At 31.6% G+C, this 17,215-nt stretch carries 19 protein-coding genes; 10 read left to right on the top strand and 9 right to left on the bottom strand.

Going from position 1 to position 17,215, the window contains the following annotated elements; all coding sequences use genetic code 11:
* Window positions 1-379 precede the first annotated feature (379 nt).
* Window positions 380-1,333: a DUF5667 domain-containing protein gene (locus tag Q428_RS10545; protein ID WP_051515119.1), complete on the bottom strand. Its 954-nt coding sequence runs from the start codon at window positions 1,331-1,333 to the stop codon at window positions 380-382.
* A 188-nt stretch (window positions 1,334-1,521) separates the two neighbouring features.
* Here Q428_RS10545 and Q428_RS10540 point away from each other — a divergent pair, with 188 nt between their 5' ends.
* The 3 genes from Q428_RS10540 to trmB all read left to right on the top strand — a co-directional run bounded on the left by Q428_RS10540 (window position 1,522) and on the right by trmB (window position 3,730).
* Window positions 1,522-2,193, top strand: coding sequence for a sigma factor (locus tag Q428_RS10540; protein ID WP_423219594.1), 672 nt, complete (start codon window positions 1,522-1,524; stop codon window positions 2,191-2,193).
* On the top strand, window positions 2,183-3,007 hold the full coding sequence (locus tag Q428_RS10535) for an anti-sigma factor domain-containing protein (protein ID WP_035380742.1): 825 nt from the start codon (window positions 2,183-2,185) through the stop codon (window positions 3,005-3,007). The genes Q428_RS10540 and Q428_RS10535 overlap by 11 nt, the downstream gene beginning before the upstream one ends.
* Window positions 3,008-3,079: 72 nt before the next feature.
* Entirely contained in the window at window positions 3,080-3,730 is a 651-nt protein-coding gene (gene trmB / locus Q428_RS10530) for a tRNA (guanosine(46)-N7)-methyltransferase TrmB (RefSeq protein ID WP_035380741.1), read from the top strand.
* A 65-nt stretch (window positions 3,731-3,795) separates the two neighbouring features.
* On the opposite strand, the gene Q428_RS10525 is transcribed toward trmB, so the two are convergent.
* From Q428_RS10525 to Q428_RS10510, 4 genes are all read right to left on the bottom strand, one after another.
* A complete protein-coding gene (locus Q428_RS10525; RefSeq protein ID WP_051515118.1) occupies window positions 3,796-4,542 on the bottom strand; it encodes a radical SAM protein in 747 nt (248 codons plus the stop codon).
* A gap of 10 nt (window positions 4,543-4,552) precedes the next feature.
* Window positions 4,553-5,008: a 6-pyruvoyl trahydropterin synthase family protein gene (locus Q428_RS10520; protein WP_035380740.1), complete on the bottom strand. Its 456-nt coding sequence runs from the start codon at window positions 5,006-5,008 to the stop codon at window positions 4,553-4,555.
* A 12-nt stretch (window positions 5,009-5,020) separates the two neighbouring features.
* Window positions 5,021-5,701 carry a 7-cyano-7-deazaguanine synthase QueC gene (gene queC, locus Q428_RS10515; protein ID WP_035380739.1) on the bottom strand — a complete coding sequence of 227 codons (681 nt, stop codon included), beginning with the start codon at window positions 5,699-5,701 and terminating at the stop codon, window positions 5,021-5,023.
* Window positions 5,702-5,992: 291 nt separating this feature from the next.
* On the bottom strand, window positions 5,993-6,802 hold the full coding sequence (locus Q428_RS10510) for a TIGR00266 family protein (RefSeq protein WP_035380737.1): 810 nt from the start codon (window positions 6,800-6,802) through the stop codon (window positions 5,993-5,995).
* 146 nt (window positions 6,803-6,948) lie between these two features.
* On the opposite strand from Q428_RS10510, the gene Q428_RS10505 reads away from it, so the two are divergent.
* The 3 genes from Q428_RS10505 (at window position 6,949) to Q428_RS10495 (ending at window position 9,124) form a co-directional block, all read left to right on the top strand.
* Entirely contained in the window at window positions 6,949-7,884 is a 936-nt protein-coding gene (locus Q428_RS10505; RefSeq protein WP_035380735.1) for a PD-(D/E)XK nuclease family protein, read from the top strand.
* Window positions 7,885-7,905: 21 nt separating this feature from the next.
* Entirely contained in the window at window positions 7,906-8,334 is a 429-nt protein-coding gene (locus tag Q428_RS10500) for a ferritin-like domain-containing protein (protein ID WP_051515117.1), read from the top strand.
* Between the two features lie 238 nt (window positions 8,335-8,572).
* Window positions 8,573-9,124: a DUF6512 family protein gene (locus Q428_RS10495; protein WP_035380733.1), complete on the top strand. Its 552-nt coding sequence runs from the start codon at window positions 8,573-8,575 to the stop codon at window positions 9,122-9,124.
* Between the two features lie 115 nt (window positions 9,125-9,239).
* On the opposite strand, the gene Q428_RS10490 is transcribed toward Q428_RS10495, so the two are convergent.
* Window positions 9,240-10,658: an MFS transporter gene (locus Q428_RS10490; RefSeq protein WP_035380731.1), complete on the bottom strand. Its 1,419-nt coding sequence runs from the start codon at window positions 10,656-10,658 to the stop codon at window positions 9,240-9,242.
* 212 nt (window positions 10,659-10,870) lie between these two features.
* On the opposite strand from Q428_RS10490, the gene hutG reads away from it, so the two are divergent.
* Window positions 10,871-11,884 (top strand): formimidoylglutamase, encoded by a 1,014-nt coding sequence (hutG, locus tag Q428_RS10485; protein ID WP_035380729.1) that lies wholly within the window; start codon window positions 10,871-10,873, stop codon window positions 11,882-11,884.
* Between the two features lie 74 nt (window positions 11,885-11,958).
* Here hutG and Q428_RS10480 read toward each other — a convergent pair whose 3' ends face one another.
* From Q428_RS10480 to Q428_RS10475, 3 genes are all read right to left on the bottom strand, one after another.
* Window positions 11,959-12,192, bottom strand: coding sequence for a hypothetical protein (locus Q428_RS10480; RefSeq protein WP_035380727.1), 234 nt, complete (start codon window positions 12,190-12,192; stop codon window positions 11,959-11,961).
* Window positions 12,193-12,200: 8 nt separating this feature from the next.
* Entirely contained in the window at window positions 12,201-12,332 is a 132-nt protein-coding gene (locus tag Q428_RS16390) for a hypothetical protein (protein WP_278244901.1), read from the bottom strand.
* A gap of 118 nt (window positions 12,333-12,450) precedes the next feature.
* Window positions 12,451-14,091 carry a flavin monoamine oxidase family protein gene (locus Q428_RS10475; RefSeq protein ID WP_051515123.1) on the bottom strand — a complete coding sequence of 547 codons (1,641 nt, stop codon included), beginning with the start codon at window positions 14,089-14,091 and terminating at the stop codon, window positions 12,451-12,453.
* A 226-nt stretch (window positions 14,092-14,317) separates the two neighbouring features.
* Here Q428_RS10475 and Q428_RS10470 point away from each other — a divergent pair, with 226 nt between their 5' ends.
* From Q428_RS10470 to Q428_RS16380, 3 genes are read left to right on the top strand one after another with little or no spacing between them, the layout of a single operon-like run.
* Window positions 14,318-15,670, top strand: a complete 1,353-nt coding sequence (locus Q428_RS10470) for a TldD/PmbA family protein (RefSeq protein WP_035380723.1) — start codon at window positions 14,318-14,320, stop codon at window positions 15,668-15,670.
* 1 nt (window position 15,671) lies between these two features.
* Entirely contained in the window at window positions 15,672-16,670 is a 999-nt protein-coding gene (locus tag Q428_RS16385) for a TldD/PmbA family protein (protein ID WP_035380721.1), read from the top strand.
* Entirely contained in the window at window positions 16,631-16,987 is a 357-nt protein-coding gene (locus Q428_RS16380) for a metallopeptidase TldD-related protein (protein ID WP_341349036.1), read from the top strand. The genes Q428_RS16385 and Q428_RS16380 overlap by 40 nt, the downstream gene beginning before the upstream one ends.
* Window positions 16,988-17,215 lie beyond the last annotated feature (228 nt).

Raw genomic sequence — 17,215 nt, 5'->3', positions numbered from 1 at the left:
TTAAGTTTATCTCCTGTTTCCTAATTAATCACTGATATTTCAAAATACTAACAGGCTGCTAAAAGCAGCCTCAGATTATTTACACACATTATTTATAAACAAAAGTTACAAAATTGTCATGAATAATTGCAGATAGTCTCTGTCATGAATCATAGTTAGTCTTATTTTTCGGCTTTTAAAAATCCTGTAATTCAGCTCATGGACGTGCTGAGCCGAGGCCGGAGACACGGATGTCGACTGCCGAGGGTAAGGATTTTTAAAATAAAGAAAAATTTAGACTTACTTGATGAAATGACCTAAAACTTGTGCAATTATTCATGACATTCTATAATACATATCTTTGTAAATAGTTTAAGGCTGCTAAAAGCAGCCAGTTTGATCAATTATTATAAGTTTCATTCATTTTTTCCTCAGTATCATTATAAAGCTTTTCTGCCTTTCCTTTCAATTTTGTTTTTCTAATTTCCTTTACCTTATGTTCCTTCTTTTCATTTTTTGTTTTTGAAACAACATTTATTGCTTGAATTGCTCTCTTCTTTTCTTCCTTTGTAATTGTTTTTTTCTTTGCTTCTTCTTTTATATCTTTTACGGCTTCTTTCTTTAATTCCTTATTTATATTATTTATATTCTTTTTTGCTTCCTGAGATTTTTTTAACTCATCCTTTGCCCCATTAAAAAGCTCTTCCTTAGCTAATAAACTTTCTCGAGCTTTATTTATTAAATCATCATTACCAGTCTTAATTGCTTTTTCAAGCTCAATTTTTGCCTGTTGCATAGCTTGTCTTGATATGTTTAGCTCATGCCTTTTTTGCACCATATTTTTTACAGCTTCCTTTTTTGCCACTTGCATTTCTATTACCTTTGTTATTGATTCCTTACTTTCTTCTCCTACTTTATTTTGTATTTCCTTTAAAACTTCTATTGCTTTTTCTTGTTTACTCAATACTATGCTTCCAATTTTATCAATATCTTTTTCTGCTTTTTCATCATTTGTTGTATTATTAACATTTTCTATTACTTCTACAGCTTCATTAATTTTCTGCTTATATTCATCAATTGAAGTGTTTGCAATATCTTCTTTCCCTTTTTCAATCAACACCTGACTTTCTCCTAATCTTTCCTGTGCTACATCTGTGATTGCTTCTACTTTTTTCTCTTCAGTTGTTGAAATACTTATCTTTAAATCATCTAATGCCTTGTCAATTGGATACAAAATGCTGTCAGGGGTTATGCCTGCCTGATCCTTCAAAGTTGATGTTTCCTCAGCAAAAACCTTAATATTGATATTTGCTGTAAAAAATATCGCTGCTAATAAAAGTGCTATTCTCTTCATTTTTTCAACCTCCAAATCTTTTATTTTCTTTTCATCTATATATACGAACTTCAATAAATCTTAAGGGGGGACTGCAATAAAATATTAACTTCCTCTATTACCAAAAATTTTGTATTTATCCCCCCCTTTAATCCTGTGATAATATACGTATACCATTTAAGAAAGGTGGTGCTCCATTTCTAATGCGTTTGGAAAAGGACAGAAATCTATTTATCGAAGAAAATAAAGGATTTATATATAATGCTGCAAGCAACGTTTGTAAAAAAAGACTTTCCTGGGAAAACGATGATGAATTAAGCATTGCGTTAATTGCATTTAATAATGCCTGTGATAAATATAACGAATCAAAGGGAAATTTCTTAGTTTTTGCAAAGGTTGCAATAAAGAATGCCCTTATAGATTTTTTTAGAAAATGCAGCAAAAATGCTTATCTTACATTTAGCAACGAAGACAATGATGAGTTTAATAAAATAGAAACTCGGATTTCAATTGATGAGTACGAAAAGGAACAAGAAAATAAACAAAGAGCTGAAGAAATAGCTATGCTAATACGTGAACTTTCTAAATATAAATTGACCTTTGATGATATTGTAAAATCATCTCCATCACATAGAGATACAAGGGAGAATGTTTTAAATATAGCATACAGATGTTCATCTGAAAAAAATATTGTTGAAAAAATCGAAAGAAAAAAAATATTACCTATTAAAGAAATCCTTCTCCTTACCGGGGCAAATAGAAAATTTATTGAAAAATGGCGAAGATATCTGTTAACTCTGATAATTATATTGTCAAGTGATAATTATCCATATATTAAATCTTATCTTGATATAAAAGTAGGTGAGAAAGATGAAAAATAAAACTGGTATAGTAATGAAAATAAAGGGTAAACATGCCTACGTAATGACTAAGGATGGTGCCTTTGAAAAAATTAAAATTGGCCATCTTACTCCACAGATTGGAGAAATTTTTACTGGTGAAGCTGTACAAGCAGTTCCAATATACAAATATGCAATTGCAGCAGCCTCATTCCTTTTTGTAATCACATTGGGCACAGGAGCATATGCCTATAATAAGCCAGTAACCTCTATTATATACAACGGAAGCACCAAAATTAAACTTGAGACTAACAGGTGGGATAGAATAGTAAAAGTAACTCCCCTTGATAAATCAGGGGAAAAATTAGTTAAATCTATTGACATAAAAAATAAAAAATTAAGTAATGGCCTTACAATTCTCCTTCAAGAATCTGAAAAATTGAATAACAAAGCATCTGTACCTGATAAAAATCCAAATAATAATAAAGAAATAAAAGTTAGCATTGAGACAAAAAAGAAGAACAATAAAATAAATGTCGATAAGCTAAAAGAAGAAGTAAATAAACATAATATTAAGCTAAAAATCGAAAACGAGAAGGATAACAAAGCTGAATCAAAGGATTTAGAAAATCAAAAAAAGCCCAAAGAGTATTTTGAAAATAAAATTAACAAAAAAGAACCTGTAAATAAACAAGAGCACGATAATTATATAGAATCTATTGATTATAATGAAAAATCACAAGAACCTAAAGATAAAAAGAACAATACGCCTAAGAAGGTAAAGGAGAAACATACTAAGAAGAAAAAATTCCAAGAAGATAAAAGTAATTTTCCCAATAATAATCCACTTAACTAAAATTAAAATATAATAGCAATTTCTCATTAATTGCTATATAATCTTAAGGTATAAAAAATTAGGAGGATTATTATGAGACTTAGGAAAAAACATTGGGCAAGACCTGAGCTTGAAGCCTGCAGCTTTGTAGTTACAAACCAGTATGATTTTAAGGGCAGATGGCTCCAAGTTTTTGGCAACAATAATGATATTTATTTGGAATTAGGTTGTGGCAGAGGAAAGTTTATTTCAGAAAACGCCATAAATAATCCTGATATTAATTATATTGGTATTGATCTTAAGGATGAGGTTTTAGTAGCTGCTAAACGCACTGTTGAAGAAAAATTTAAAAGAGAAAACAAAGAAGTAAATAATATTAAACTTATTCCAATGGAAATTGCATTTATTGAAAATGTATTTGATAAAAACGAGATTTCAAGAATTTACATCAATTTCTGTAATCCTTGGCCAAAACTAAGACATAACAAAAGAAGATTAACTCACACTGTTTTTCTAAACAGATATAAGAAATTTTTAAAGCCTGGAGCACAAATCTGGTTTAAAACTGATGATACAGATCTATTTAATGACTCCCAGGAATATTTTAAGGAATGTGGTTTTTCTATAAGTTATTTGACTTATGATTTACACAAAAGTGACTTTAAAAATAACATTATGACAGAGTATGAGACTAAATTTACTTCAATGGGACTTAAAACAATGTTTTTAATAGCAAATCTGTAAAAAAACTCTTTCTCGTGATAATTAAATTTAATTTAATATCACCAGGAAGGAGTTTTTCTTAAAGTTTATACCCCCCTCTTTTCAGGAGGCCATATAAACTTATGTATCTGCAGACTAAGTCTAACCTTTAGTCCATTTTGTATGAAATAGCTATAATGTCTCTTTAACATTTCAACAATTTCTCCTGCTTCAATCCTGTTAAATACAGGGGAAAAATTGATAATTACCTCTCCATTTGCTAACAAGTTTTTATATTTTTCTATTACCTTAAGAGCATAGTCAATATCATTGCTGTCACCAACAACAAACTTCAACTCATCACCTTTTCTTAATTTCCTTAAGTTATCCTCAAAAATATTAAACCTGCTCATTCCAGAGCTAGGTGATTTAATGTCCAATACATAAAACAAGTTTGGTATTTTGTTATCACCTGTGAAATTAATTATTTCCGTTTTATTGTAAACTGGGCAGCTGCCATTAGTTTCTATTCTCACCTTAAAACCCTTGTCAGCTAAATATAGTGGTAAATATCTTTTAGATTTACCTATTTCCAATGGTTCGCCGCCTGTGCATATAATTTCTTTAACCCCAATTTCAGTAATTCTATCTAATATTTCAACTGGAGTTAATAATTGATTTTCATCGCTAAATTCATCATAGCTGTATGTTGTATCACAATAACTGCATCTTAAATTACAACCTGCTGTCCTTATAAATGTCACAACCTCTCCTGCAGTTATGCCTTCTCCTGATATACTAGTAAAAATCTCAACAACTGGTATCTTTTCCTTCATAAAATCATTTAGTTTCATTTTTTTCCTCCTACCATGCCTTGGCATAACTTGTAGGCGTTTCCCATACCTTTACACTTTTTACATCAACATCAAACTTTTTAAACTCATCCCTCAAAATTCTTAAAAAATTCAATGCCATTTCTTCAGCAGTTGGTCTATAATCCACCTTTACTACCTTCTTACCGCTCTCTATTAGTATTCTTGCTATTTCATGTTCTGTTTTGTCTGGTGAATTTACCCAATACATAAAGGCATGATCCAGTTCTTTAACTATTCTCTCATTTACAATATCTTTTAAATCTTTAAAATCCAAAACCATGCCCTTCGAAGGATCTGATCCTTTAATTAAATTTCCAGTAAACCTTACAATTTCAACCTGCATCTTATAGGTATGCCCATGAAGATTCTGACACATTCCCTCATGATGAGCAAGCATATGTGCCATATCCCATGTAAATTCCTTTGTAACTGAAATATTGTCCATTTAAAAGCCTCCTTAAGCTTTCTTAGCATATGGAATTGGATCTATATAGCCTGCTTCTTTAAAAGCTTTTAATCTTAAAATGCAGCTGTCACATTCACCACATGCTGATTCTTCTCCTCTATAGCAAGTCCAGGTAAGGCTGTAATCTACACCTAAATCCATGCCAAGCCTAATTTCATCTGCCTTTGTCATATTCATAAAAGGGGCATGAATCTTTATATTCTTGCCATGCTCTGCAGCACAGACAGTACCAAGATTAATCGCTGCTTCCATTGCAACAATAAATTCTTTTCTGCAATCAACATATCCAGAATAGTCAACTTCACTTACCCCAATAAAAATATCCTGTGCTCCAATAACCTCTGCATAAGAAGCCGCAAAGGATAGAAATATCATGTTTCTTGCTGGGACATAGGTAACTGGTATCTCCTTTCTATTTTCATCCCCTAAAGGCACATCTATATTTGTATCTGTTAGTGCAGAGCCCCCCCATGCATTCATATTTGTCTTTACTACAATATGTTCCTTTACTCCCGCAGCCAAGGCAACTTTTTGAGCCGATTCAAGCTCCTTTTTCTGCCTTTGACCATAATCAAAGGATATTGCATAGACTTCATATCCCTGTGATTTTGCTAAATATACTGCTGTTGTTGAATCTAATCCGCCTGATAATAGCACTACTGCCTTTTTCACTATCTATTTCATCCTTTCCTGTTGCATTTTTTATTCTTGCTTAATTTATAATGTTATTATTTGCCTAATCATCAGAAAAAATCATATTACAAATATATATTATATAACAAATTAAATAAAATTTTAAAGCCCATAATTCCTCAGCCAAATTTAAACTATTTTAACATAGTAAAAATCTATTTTATGCTGATAAAGAATTATGGGCATTAAATTCTATTATATTAGGATTTAGTTTAGATTTACATAAAAATACACTATTGTATTTAAATAAATAACTCCTGTTGAATTAAATTAATCTCCATCAAAGAGATTTCCAATTCCACCTAAAACATCTAATACTCCGCCCTCATCTTTTCTTACTCCACCTGTATGAGGCATTGCATGAAATATTCTATCTGCTAATCTGCTAAATGGAAGAGACTGTATCCAAACAGAACCTGGTCCAGTTAAGGTTGCAAAAAACAGACCTTCTCCGCCGAAAAATGCAGTCTTTACGTTGCCAACATATTGTATATCATAATGAACACTTCCTGTCATAGCAACAAGACAACCTGTATCAACCCTTAAAGTTTCTCCTGGCATTAATTCTTTTTTGATTATAGTCCCACCTGCATGGGCAAATGCTAATCCATCGCCTTCAAGCCTCTGCATGATAAAACCTTCTCCACCGAAGAAGCCTACCCCAAGCTTTTTTCTGAAATCTATAGAAACTGAAACACCTTTGGCTGCACATAAAAAAGCATCTCTTTGACATATAACCCTGCCGCCATACTGTGCAAGGTCCAGTGGTATTATTTTCCCAGGATAAGGTGCTGCAAAGGAAACCTGCTGCTTTCCATATCCCATATTAGTAAACATAGTCATAAACAAACTTTCCCCAGTTAGTATTCTTTTCCCGGCACCAAAGAGTTTTCCCATAAATCCACCTTGATTATCCTGACCTGAACCATCACCAAATATTGTCTGCATCTGTATTCCCTGTGACATCATCATCATTGCTCCAGCCTCTGCAATAACGCTTTCCTGTGGATCTAGTTCAATCTCTACAAACTGCATATCATCCCCATAAATTTTATAATCGATCTGATGAGCATACCCCATAATAATTCTCCCTTCAAAAAATATCTTAATTTTATCTTACACTAATGTCTATATGTTATTCAACACAACTTTTATTTATTAAAATATTTATAGAAACCTGAATACATGATATCATTAAAAGAAAAACAAGTTTTTGGAGGTAATTTATGGCTTTTGAAATCAGACCTTACCCTGAATGGTCATGGTCAAAAACACGTGACGACGTTTTTAAAGATTGTCCAAGAATGTATTATTATAATTACTATGCTTCTCATAACGGATGGCTTCATGATTCCGATGAGTTTACTAAAACTGTATATAGATTGAAACAGATGAAAAATTTATACCTCATCTTTGGAGAATCTCTACACCAAATTGCAAAGAACTCCATAGCAGAATACATTGAAAATAATAAACTCCCTGATAAGGGAGTATTGATTAATACCATAAGGAACAACCTTAACACTGCTTACAAAGATTCAAAAAATAAAAGTTCATGGATATTCTCTCCTAAAAAACAAACTATGCTGCATGAAATGTATTATTATAATGCACTTCCATCTGGCAGGGTTGAAGAAATAAAAGGTCGTATTGAATCCTGTATAACAAATTTTTTAAACTCAAGAAGCTTTAAAGAAATAATACATAGAAAGAACATAAAAATTATAGAACTGGATGAAAATTTAAACTACATGACACTGGAAGAAAATAAGATATTTGCTATAATAGACCTTTTATTTATAAGTGATGATGGTAAATGGGTTGTTGTTGACTGGAAAACAGGTCAGGAGTCAGATTCAATTGAGGATCAATTATTGATTTATGCAGTTTATGTTAATAAAATTTATAATGTTCCCTTTGAAAAAATTGAACTTAGGATTGAATATTTGTTATCAGGGGAAACTTTTGTTATGAATGTAGACGAAACTAAAATTGAAAAGATAAAGGATAAAATTTTTAAAAGCATAGAAGAAATGAAAGGCTATCTGATTAACCCTGAGTTAAACATACCTATGACCATTGACAAGTTTCCTGTCCAGCCCGGAAATTTTAAATGCTGCCAATGCAATTACAGAGAAATCTGTGAGGAAAAATACATTTAACATTGTATAGGAGGTTTTATTATGTTGTATGGAGCTAAAGCTGCAAAATCAGATAACAGCCTGACCTTAGAGAAAATGCTGAAATATGCTATTGAAGATGAATATCTTGCAAGGCAGGAATATGAAATAGCCATAAGCCAGTTTGGTGATGAAAAGCCCTTTCCAAATATTATTAATTCCGAAGTTAATCATATTAATTGGTTAAAAGGTCTTTTTGAAAAGTATAACTTCCAAATTCCAGTAGATGAAGCCCATAGACATCTGGATTCACCTGGAAATTTTATTCATTCCCTTGATCTAGGTGTTGAAGCAGAGATTGAGAACATAGAAATGTATGAAAGATTTTTGTTGGAAGAAATCCCCGATGATGTTCGAGAGGTTTTTACTAAGCTAAGAGATGCTTCTAAAGGACACCTTTTTGTTTTGAAAAAAAGGCTTGAATCAATGTAACAACACATATTACAAACTATTCACAAAATCATGTATTTAATTTTGCTTAAAAATAATTTCTTTCAATAAATCTGATATTTTAAGACAGTCTAAATGGAAATAATTCTCCATCTGGGCTGTTTTAATTTTTCTGTATAGGTTAAAATCCTAATATTAAATTTATCTTCTTAATCATATAATTATTAATGAGATTAAATTTTAAAATAAAGGATATAATTCCCATGGGAGGTGTTTTTTATTGATTAATAATGTAGACAATAAAAAAATTTTAAAATGGCATCTTTGGGGTACAGCTTTTTTAATACTAGTAGGATCACTGTTGCATTTTGCCTTTGAATGGTCAAATTATTCTTTAATTGTTGGAGCATTAACCCCTGTTAACGAAAGTGTCTGGGAACATCTGAAACTTGGATTTACATCACTTTTAATATTTTCTATATTTGAATATCCCAATTTAAAAAATTATGCAAATAATTATTTCATTGCTAAAGCTTCTGGGATTATTGTTTTTAATTTAATAATCGTACTTCTTTTCTATTTATATACATCAATAGCAGGACATTCTATTTTAATTTTAGATATCTCCCTTTATGTTGCAGGTTGTATTTTATGTCAAATAATAAGCTATAAATTCATGTGCAGAAAAAGCTTCCCAAAATCAATTTCTCTAATCAGCATAGTCTTTATTATATTACAATTAGCTTCCTTTATAATATTTACTTTTAATCCTCCTAGGCTCCCAATTTTTATGGACTCTAAAACAAAATCCTACGGTATAGTAAAAGACTAATTAAATCCCTTCATATTTAATATCATTGAAAAGGGCTGTAGCTTAGAATTTTTTGTTACTAATGCTACAGCACCTTTTCGTTTTATAATACATCCATCTTTAAATCTTAATTTTATTATTTTTTTATCCTTTCAATTTTACTGTAAAGTGAAGTTAAAAAACCCACCAAACAAATTACGGCTGTTGTATAATACACATATTTCATCCCATATACAAAGGCATCTTCTCTTCCATCAACATAATTTAATACCTTATATCCTATTTTATAGCTCATTCTGTTATACAATATTGAGGTTGAAAGGGAAACACCAAATACAAATCCAAGATTTCTAATCAATGCATTTATTCCCCCTGCTATACCAAGCTTATTTCTTGGAACTGATGACATAACAAGTGAATTATTAGGGGACTGAAATAATCCATTTCCTAAACCCAGAATAGCTATTACAAAAACAATATATGATATTCTACTTCCCTCCCATAACCTTGTTAAAGAAAAAAGTCCAATAGTTGTTATTGCCAGTCCCACAAGAGTAAGAATTTTACTTCCAATTTTATCAGATAAATATCCGCTGAGGGGTGCCACTATACTCAGTATAACTGGATAAACCATAAGTATTGTACCAGTTTTTGCAGGTGTTATTTTAAGTACATATTGAAGATAAAATGGTTGAATTATATTCACACTGCTTATTCCTAAAAAGGAGACAAAGGCACAAAATACATTTATGGAAAATGTATTATTTTTAAAAATTGATAAATCAACCATTGGGGTTTCGGTTCTCTTCTCTATTATTATAAATAGCACAAAAGAAATCAGTGCTGCAGATAAACCTAGGTTTACTTTAACGTCATATCCTGTTCTTTGACCTGTAATCAGCCCCCAAAACAATAAAACTATAAAAATAGAGAATAACAATGCACCTTTAATATCTAAGCTTTGATTTTCATTGATTTCCCCTCTTGGGAGAAATTTTAGTGCAAAAATAAAAGCAATCACCCCAATTGGTACATTTATTAAAAAGATATATTGCCAGCTAAAATATGTAATTAAATATCCTCCCAATGGAGGTCCAACCAAGGTGCCTAAGGCTACAAATGTGGCAGATATTCCCAACGCCCTCCCCCTTTCATTAACGGGGAAAACATGAGTTATTATTCCCTGGCTGGTAGCCATTGTCATAGCAGCACCTATTCCCTGAACGATTCTTGAAATCACTAGGAACTTTAAGTTAGTTGATATACCGCATAATAAGGACCCCAGTGAAAATAAAATAAATCCATATTTAAACACATTTGTTTTTCCTTTTATATCTCCAAGTCTGCCAAAGAAAAGTATAGTTGCTGATATTACTATCAAATAACTTGTAACAACTTCTTCAATGGATGCCATGGATGCAGAAAGACGCTTTGCCATAACTGGCAGTGCTACATTTACTATGCTACTATCAAGACATGCCATAAAAGGCATGATGATAACCACAGATAAAATAATCCACCTATTTTTATATACATCAGTTTCTATATGTTCCAATTTTTATGTCACTTCCTCTCCATTATTTATGTATTACAAAACAACCTATATTTTGATTGAAACTTATGATTAAATAACATAATTCACTAATATTATAATATATTTAATGATTTTAAACAAATGTAACAAATTATGGTATTTAACTTAAGTTGAAGAAAATGTATAAAAATAATATACTATTATAAAATATACATCAAAACTAGGAGGGCAACATGTTTAATAAAAATTACAGAGCTATAAATGATTCCACATGGTATGGAAGGATTGACAGTTTAGATAATTATGATGCCTTCAGATGGCATCAATGGGTAAAACCCCTTGATTTAAGGGATGAAAACCTGATACCTCTAAAGGATAAGCTAGGCTTTGCATTTCTAGGTTTCTGCTGTGATGAAGGCGTTAGACGAAATAAAGGAAGAACTGGAGCTGCAAACGGTCCTCAAAGCATCAGAAAGGAAATGGCTAACCTACCTTGTGACTTTACAAAGGATGTTCTACTATTTGATGCTGGAGATATTCTCAGTGAAAATATTTCACTTGAAGAAAGCCAAACTCTACTTGCGGCTGCTGTTGAAAAAATTTTAAGCCTAAATCTTTTTCCAATTATATTAGGCGGTGGGCATGAAACAGCCTTTGGAAATTACTCAGGTATACTGAATTATCTAGCAAAGAAAACAGATAAGCCAAAAATTGGGATTATAAATTTTGACGCCCATTTTGATCTCAGACCATATCCAGAGGGTGGTAATTCTGGAACAATGTTTAGACAAATCGCTGATATCTGCAAGGAAAAGAATTTAGATTACTCCTACTTCTGCATCGGTATTCAGAAACACAGCAATACAGTTGATTTATTTAAAACTGCTGATCGTCTTGGAGTTAACTACATACTGGCTAAGGATATAATAGACAGCGATAATTGGAGTGTACTTGAGAAGCTTGACGATTTTATAAAACTCCAGGATCACATTTATGTAACAATATGTACTGATGTTTTTTCTACATCCTATGCACCTGGTGTAAGTGCAACCCAACCCCTAGGTCTTGATCCTGAGAGAGTTTTGAAATTCCTGAAACATATTCTGCGTTCAAACAAAACTGTCAGCTTTGATATCTGTGAAGTTTCACCAAGATTTGATCTGGACAGCACAACGGCTGATTTAGCTTCCTTAATCATTTTTTCACTTGTTAATACAGTTGCTCATATAAATAACTTGGGACTTTAGTATGTTTAAATAAAAACATAAAGTTGTATCCCATTAGCATTTTTAACTGCTGATGGGACACCCCTATAAAAATATTATATAATGCAATTAAATATATCCTTTACCCTTATATCTCCATTATCATTAAACCATCTAGAAATCTTAATTATTTTCTCGCCGTCCTTTATATCTTTATATTCTATTGCATATTCCTTTAAGACATCCTTACATAATTTTTCATCGAATTTCATGTTGCCTGTTATTTCCAATATAAAGCAACACGCCCTTTCTTCATTCTCAAATCCAGTTATATTACAAGTCTCACTCATACCATTGTTTAAAAAATAACATTAAATGTCATTAGTTCCTTAAGTAAAGGATGCATTATCTCCTTCTGGTTTATAATTTGCAGATTTCTTGTATTTATTTCTTCATAAATAGCATTTTTTAATTTTTTCACTTTGTTCATACTTTAATTCTCCTGACAATTCACTCTATTTAAATTTATTTTGCATCTTTCAGTTTGATTATAGAAGTAGAAGATATGATTGTCAATCGTTAATAATCATTCAGACTGTTTAAAATTTCTATATGCCAAATCTTTTTTTACAATAATTTATCAAATCCAGTGCTGCCTTAACTCCAGAATAAACTGCACCCTGCATCCAGCCATGGCATGTTGAAATGTGTTCTCCTGCAAAATAAACTTTGTTATTATATTCTGCTTTTGATAAGTTGTAAATAAATAACCTTAACTGATGTGGCATAAAATAACAAAAACCACCGTAAAAATATCTTTCTTTATTCCATTCTATAGTAACATGTTCTTCTACTATTCTATCCATATAACCCTCAGGTAATCCATGAATTTCTTCAATTTGTCTTTTTATCAATTTAATACGCAGTTTCTCCTCCAGATTACCAAGCCTGATTCCATCCTGTGCATAGGCATATGATGCTAATAATACACCTGGCTCTTTATAGTATATTTCCTTATTACCTTTAATTTCTGCATGATCTGAGGGATACCAGATACTTGTTATAGGTAAATCCGAAAAAGAACCACCACCTAAAATTCTTTCATTTTCGTCTCCCTCTTCCCAGAATCTCCTATTACATAAAAACAAAGTTTTTTGTGCAGTAGAATAACTTACTTCCTTAATTGCCTGCATTTTTTTTGTGCTAAACATAGGATAAATATCAACAGTTCTAAGACTTGAAAAAGGTATTGTACATATTACAAAATCAAAGTTCTCACTCTTTACTTCATTTGAAGAACTTGAGTGATACTTTATTGCAACTTTGTCCTTACTATTCATTTCATATATTCCAATTACCCTGCTGCCTTTTTTAAAATTAAATTTTCCTATCTTGCTGACATCGATATTGCCATATTCCTTAGGCTTTGTTGAAAGTAATGAGTTTAAAAATGCTTGGGGCAGATTGGATGTTCCACCTACTATCTCATACATATAAGAAAAATCAACAGGGTATTCCTCCTGAAGAATTTCAAAATAGCTGTTATTATAAAACTGACCAGCATATGGAACTACACTTGATATTAATTGAATAGCTCCCTGACTTAAACCCATTTGTTCAAGAACCTGCCTGATACCAAGCCCAGTCCAATATTCAATAGGAAATGAATATTTCTTTTTAATCTGTAATATTTCTTGTCTTATGTCTGGGGACATTTTTTCCAGTGGTGTTAAAAGACCATAACTAAGCAATTTTTGCCATGGGAGAGCTCTTTCCCATGGATAGAGTTTAAATTTTGGATAAATCTTGTCCATTACATTTTTTCCCTTTGGATCATTTCTTACCCTTGTATTTCTTATATATATAAATGCATTGGGATTATTTTGTACAAAGGGTCTTGTTTTAAGCCCGAAAAGATTAATATAATGCCAGACACTTTCATGGGCTATAGGTATTCTCATTGCTCCTAATTCACCATATAACTTTTTCTGTTTATCAAAGTAATAGGTATATGCCCTTCCACCTATTCTGTCTTCATTAGCTTCAAATAAAGTGATATCAAATCCTAATTTTCTCAGTTCAAAGGAAGAAGCTAAACCTGCAAGCCCTCCTCCTATTACAGCAACTTTTATACCATGAAAATTTCCAAAACTATTAATACTTTTTATTTCCTCAGGCAAAGATAAATTTTTTATTATATTGTTAAAATCCTCCTCTCTATTAACCTCTTTCAATGCTATTTTCAACATATTATTTCTTTCATCATCTGTTGGATTACTTGGCTGAATAAACCCTTTTTTAACAGCCAATACTTTCACTCCTTAAAATTTTTCTAAAATATATATATTATATTCCATTTCTGTAAATTCATTTTGCTTACTTATTTCTTGTATGTTACTATATAATTGTTAGTAATTTTATTAATATTCTTAAAATTAAGTATGAACTTAATCAATATTTCAAAGGGGGGTTAATATGGACAGAAATCTATTATTGAATGCCTTAACGAAAGAAGGCTATCAGGATTTAAGATATCAGAAATTGAATAAAACATCGATAGTTGTAAAGGACAGAGATGTAAAAGAAGTGAGTGTTATCACTAAATCCGGTGGACATGCCAGATGCCTTTTAGGAGGAGGTTTTGGAACGTTTTCTTTTAATAATATCGATGATGCCTCGATGGCTCTTGAAGAATGTATTAGAGCAAGTAGACTCATTCCTGGCAATAAAAAATTAGCAAAAACTCCTGTTATTCAAGACAAAATCACTGTTGAGCCCAAAACTGATCCTAGACAGATTTCCATAGATGATAAAAAGGAATTACTTTTAAAATACTGTAATATTCTGATGGATTATGAAGGTATTGCAACTGTAACAGCAGATTACTATGAACAATTCTCAGATAAAATATTTGTAAACAATGAAGGTACAGTAATAGAACAAGAAGAACTTATCTGTGGTATGAAATTTTTCATAACATCTCAAAAAGGAGATATCACTCAGCAAACACGTCTTTCCTTTGGGGGAAATCAAAGTTTTCATGAGCTTTTAGACAAAGAAGAATTTGTTCTTGCTAAAGCCAGGGAAACTGTTAATCTTTTATCTGCAGCTCCTGTAACTGGAGGAATCTACGACGTTATACTTGATAGTGATGTTGGTGGATTATTTATACATGAAGCATTTGGACATTTAAGTGAAGCTGATAACCTCCTTGGAAGCCCAAGTCTAAAGAAAACAATGACACTTGGAACCAGATTTGGTAGGGATATTTTAAACGTAATAGATGATCCATCTATGGAAGGTAACCCAGGAAGCTATATTTATGATGATGAAGGTGTTAAGGGTACTAGAACTTATTTAATAAAGAATGGATTTCTTTCTGGAAGACTTCATTCCAGAGAAACTGCTGAAGAAACCAATGAAATCCCAACTGGTCATGCAAGGGCTAAGGATTTTAACTTTACACCTATTGTAAGAATGGGAAATATTTATATTGATAAAGGTACTGATAATATTGAGGACATGATAAAATCCATTGATTATGGAATTTATCTCTTTGGTTCTGCTGGTGGACAGACCTCTGGTGAGGCATTTACCTTTGCCGTTCAGGGTGGATATATTATTCGAAATGGTAAGCTATGTGAAATGGTAAGAGATATTGCTCTTAGTGGAAATCTTTTCGAAACACTACATAACATTGAAATGATTGGAAATGAAGTAACTTTCTCAAGGGTTGGAGGCTGCGGTAAAAGTGGTCAAATACTCGTTTCCTCCGGTAAAGGCTCTGCTCCAATCAAAATCAAATCCATGGCAATAGGAGGTAAATAAAATGAGAAATTTACTAGATAAAGCCCTAAAAAAATGTGATGCTGCTGAACTGTTTAAAAAAGAAGAATACCAATTATCCCTTGGACTTATTCAGGGGAAGGTTCAGGGAGTAACTGGGAAAAATACTACTGAGATAGCCTTAAGACTTATAAAGGATAACAATATGGGAAGTGCTGTTTCAACATCAACTAATGATGAATCAATTATAGACAGGGCACTGATTTCTAACAGATATCAAAAATGTGAAGCCATAGAATTTGCAAGTAAAAAGCCTGAAAAGATCAGTTGTTTTGACCCTAGGGTTAAAAATCTTACCACTGAAGAAATGATTTATGAAGGTCAAAAAATTATTAATGTTTTTGCTAAACTATCTCAAGATATAATTCCAGATATACATATTGTAAAAAACGTTAAAAATACTCAGATTACTAACTCAAATGGTTTTGATTACAGCTATGATAGTACTAATTATGCCTTATCCATTTCTACTAGAACTTCCAAGGGTTTTACTGAAGTTCATAAATATATAGAAGCAGCTGACTTCAGGTCTTTTTCCGAAGCTGAAATTGAAAATATTATACATGAGCACAAAATATCACAAAACAGGATACATATTAAAACAGATAAAATACCGGTTATTTTCAGCGGTAAAGCTATGGGTTCTTTAATGCTGAGACTTCTTTCAGGAGTAAAGGGAGAAAATATAGTTAAAAAAATCTCTCCACTTCACGATAAATTAAACCATCAAATATTTGCTGATGGTGTTACCATAAAGGATAATGGCAGATTGGAGATGGGGCTTAGAAGCTGTCCATTTGATGATGAAGGATATTCAACAAATGACACAACACTTGTTGAAAATGGAGTCTTGAAAAACTACCTTGTTGGTTACTCAGATGGCAAGAAATTAGGTCTTAAGCTACTGGAAACAGTTTTAAAAGAACGCTTTTTTCTCAGGATATTGAGGATGCCCCTTCCATTGATTCTACCAATATGTTAATTAGTGGATTAAATGTTCCTGATGATGATTTAATTAAAGGAATAGAAAGAGGCATATATGTAGATAGTGTTATGGGTGCTCATACAGGAAATATGGTTGCTGGAGAATGCTCATTAAATATTTCATGCGGATATCTGATAGAAAATGGCAGGTTTACCGGCAAGGTTATGGATGCAATGGTTGCTGGCAATATTTATGAAACATTTAAAAATATATCCGCTATGGGTACAAGATTAGAACCAATGGATGCTATATTCTATTCAATTGGCTATTCACCAGCTGTACTCTTCAAAGAAATCAGTGTTGTAGGTAAATAAAATCATTATTAAGGCTGTAGCACTAACAACTAAAAATGTTAGTGCTACAGCACTTTTTATTTAAATATAAATATTTCTTAATATATATTCAAGAATGTTGTTTTTTGAATTATTTTGTTAATTTTTATTAATTTTTTCCCTTATATTAACAAATTTTAAATTTTATATTACAAATTTCCTGTCATGTTTTGTATTTTATGTTCGAAATATATTGTAACACTACTATGG

It is taken from the genome of Fervidicella metallireducens AeB (genome assembly GCF_000601455.1).
Classification (GTDB): domain Bacteria; phylum Bacillota; class Clostridia; order Clostridiales; family Caloramatoraceae; genus Fervidicella; species Fervidicella metallireducens.
Note: the sequence above shows the minus strand (reverse complement) of the source record. Positions and strands in the feature narration are given on the sequence as shown.

What these genes read in the sequence shown, in the direction of transcription:
- hutG (WP_035380729.1), top strand. Translation starts at nt 10,871, where the DNA reads ATGTTTAATAAAAATTACAGAGCTATAAATGATTCCACATGGTATGGA.
- Q428_RS10470 (WP_035380723.1), top strand. Translation starts at nt 14,318, where the DNA reads ATGGACAGAAATCTATTATTGAATGCCTTAACGAAAGAAGGCTATCAG.
- Q428_RS10475 (WP_051515123.1), bottom strand. Translation starts at nt 14,091, where the DNA reads ATGTTGAAAATAGCATTGAAAGAGGTTAATAGAGAGGAGGATTTTAAC.
- Q428_RS16390 (WP_278244901.1), bottom strand. Translation starts at nt 12,332, where the DNA reads ATGAACAAAGTGAAAAAATTAAAAAATGCTATTTATGAAGAAATAAAT.
- Q428_RS10545 (WP_051515119.1), bottom strand. Translation starts at nt 1,333, where the DNA reads ATGAAGAGAATAGCACTTTTATTAGCAGCGATATTTTTTACAGCAAAT.
- Q428_RS16385 (WP_035380721.1), top strand. Translation starts at nt 15,672, where the DNA reads ATGAGAAATTTACTAGATAAAGCCCTAAAAAAATGTGATGCTGCTGAA.
- Q428_RS10525 (WP_051515118.1), bottom strand. Translation starts at nt 4,542, where the DNA reads ATGAAACTAAATGATTTTATGAAGGAAAAGATACCAGTTGTTGAGATT.
- Q428_RS10520 (WP_035380740.1), bottom strand. Translation starts at nt 5,008, where the DNA reads ATGGACAATATTTCAGTTACAAAGGAATTTACATGGGATATGGCACAT.
- Q428_RS10505 (WP_035380735.1), top strand. Translation starts at nt 6,949, where the DNA reads ATGGCTTTTGAAATCAGACCTTACCCTGAATGGTCATGGTCAAAAACA.
- trmB (WP_035380741.1), top strand. Translation starts at nt 3,080, where the DNA reads ATGAGACTTAGGAAAAAACATTGGGCAAGACCTGAGCTTGAAGCCTGC.
- Q428_RS10535 (WP_035380742.1), top strand. Translation starts at nt 2,183, where the DNA reads ATGAAAAATAAAACTGGTATAGTAATGAAAATAAAGGGTAAACATGCC.
- Q428_RS10480 (WP_035380727.1), bottom strand. Translation starts at nt 12,192, where the DNA reads ATGAGTGAGACTTGTAATATAACTGGATTTGAGAATGAAGAAAGGGCG.
- Q428_RS10510 (WP_035380737.1), bottom strand. Translation starts at nt 6,802, where the DNA reads ATGGGGTATGCTCATCAGATCGATTATAAAATTTATGGGGATGATATG.
- Q428_RS10500 (WP_051515117.1), top strand. Translation starts at nt 7,906, where the DNA reads ATGTTGTATGGAGCTAAAGCTGCAAAATCAGATAACAGCCTGACCTTA.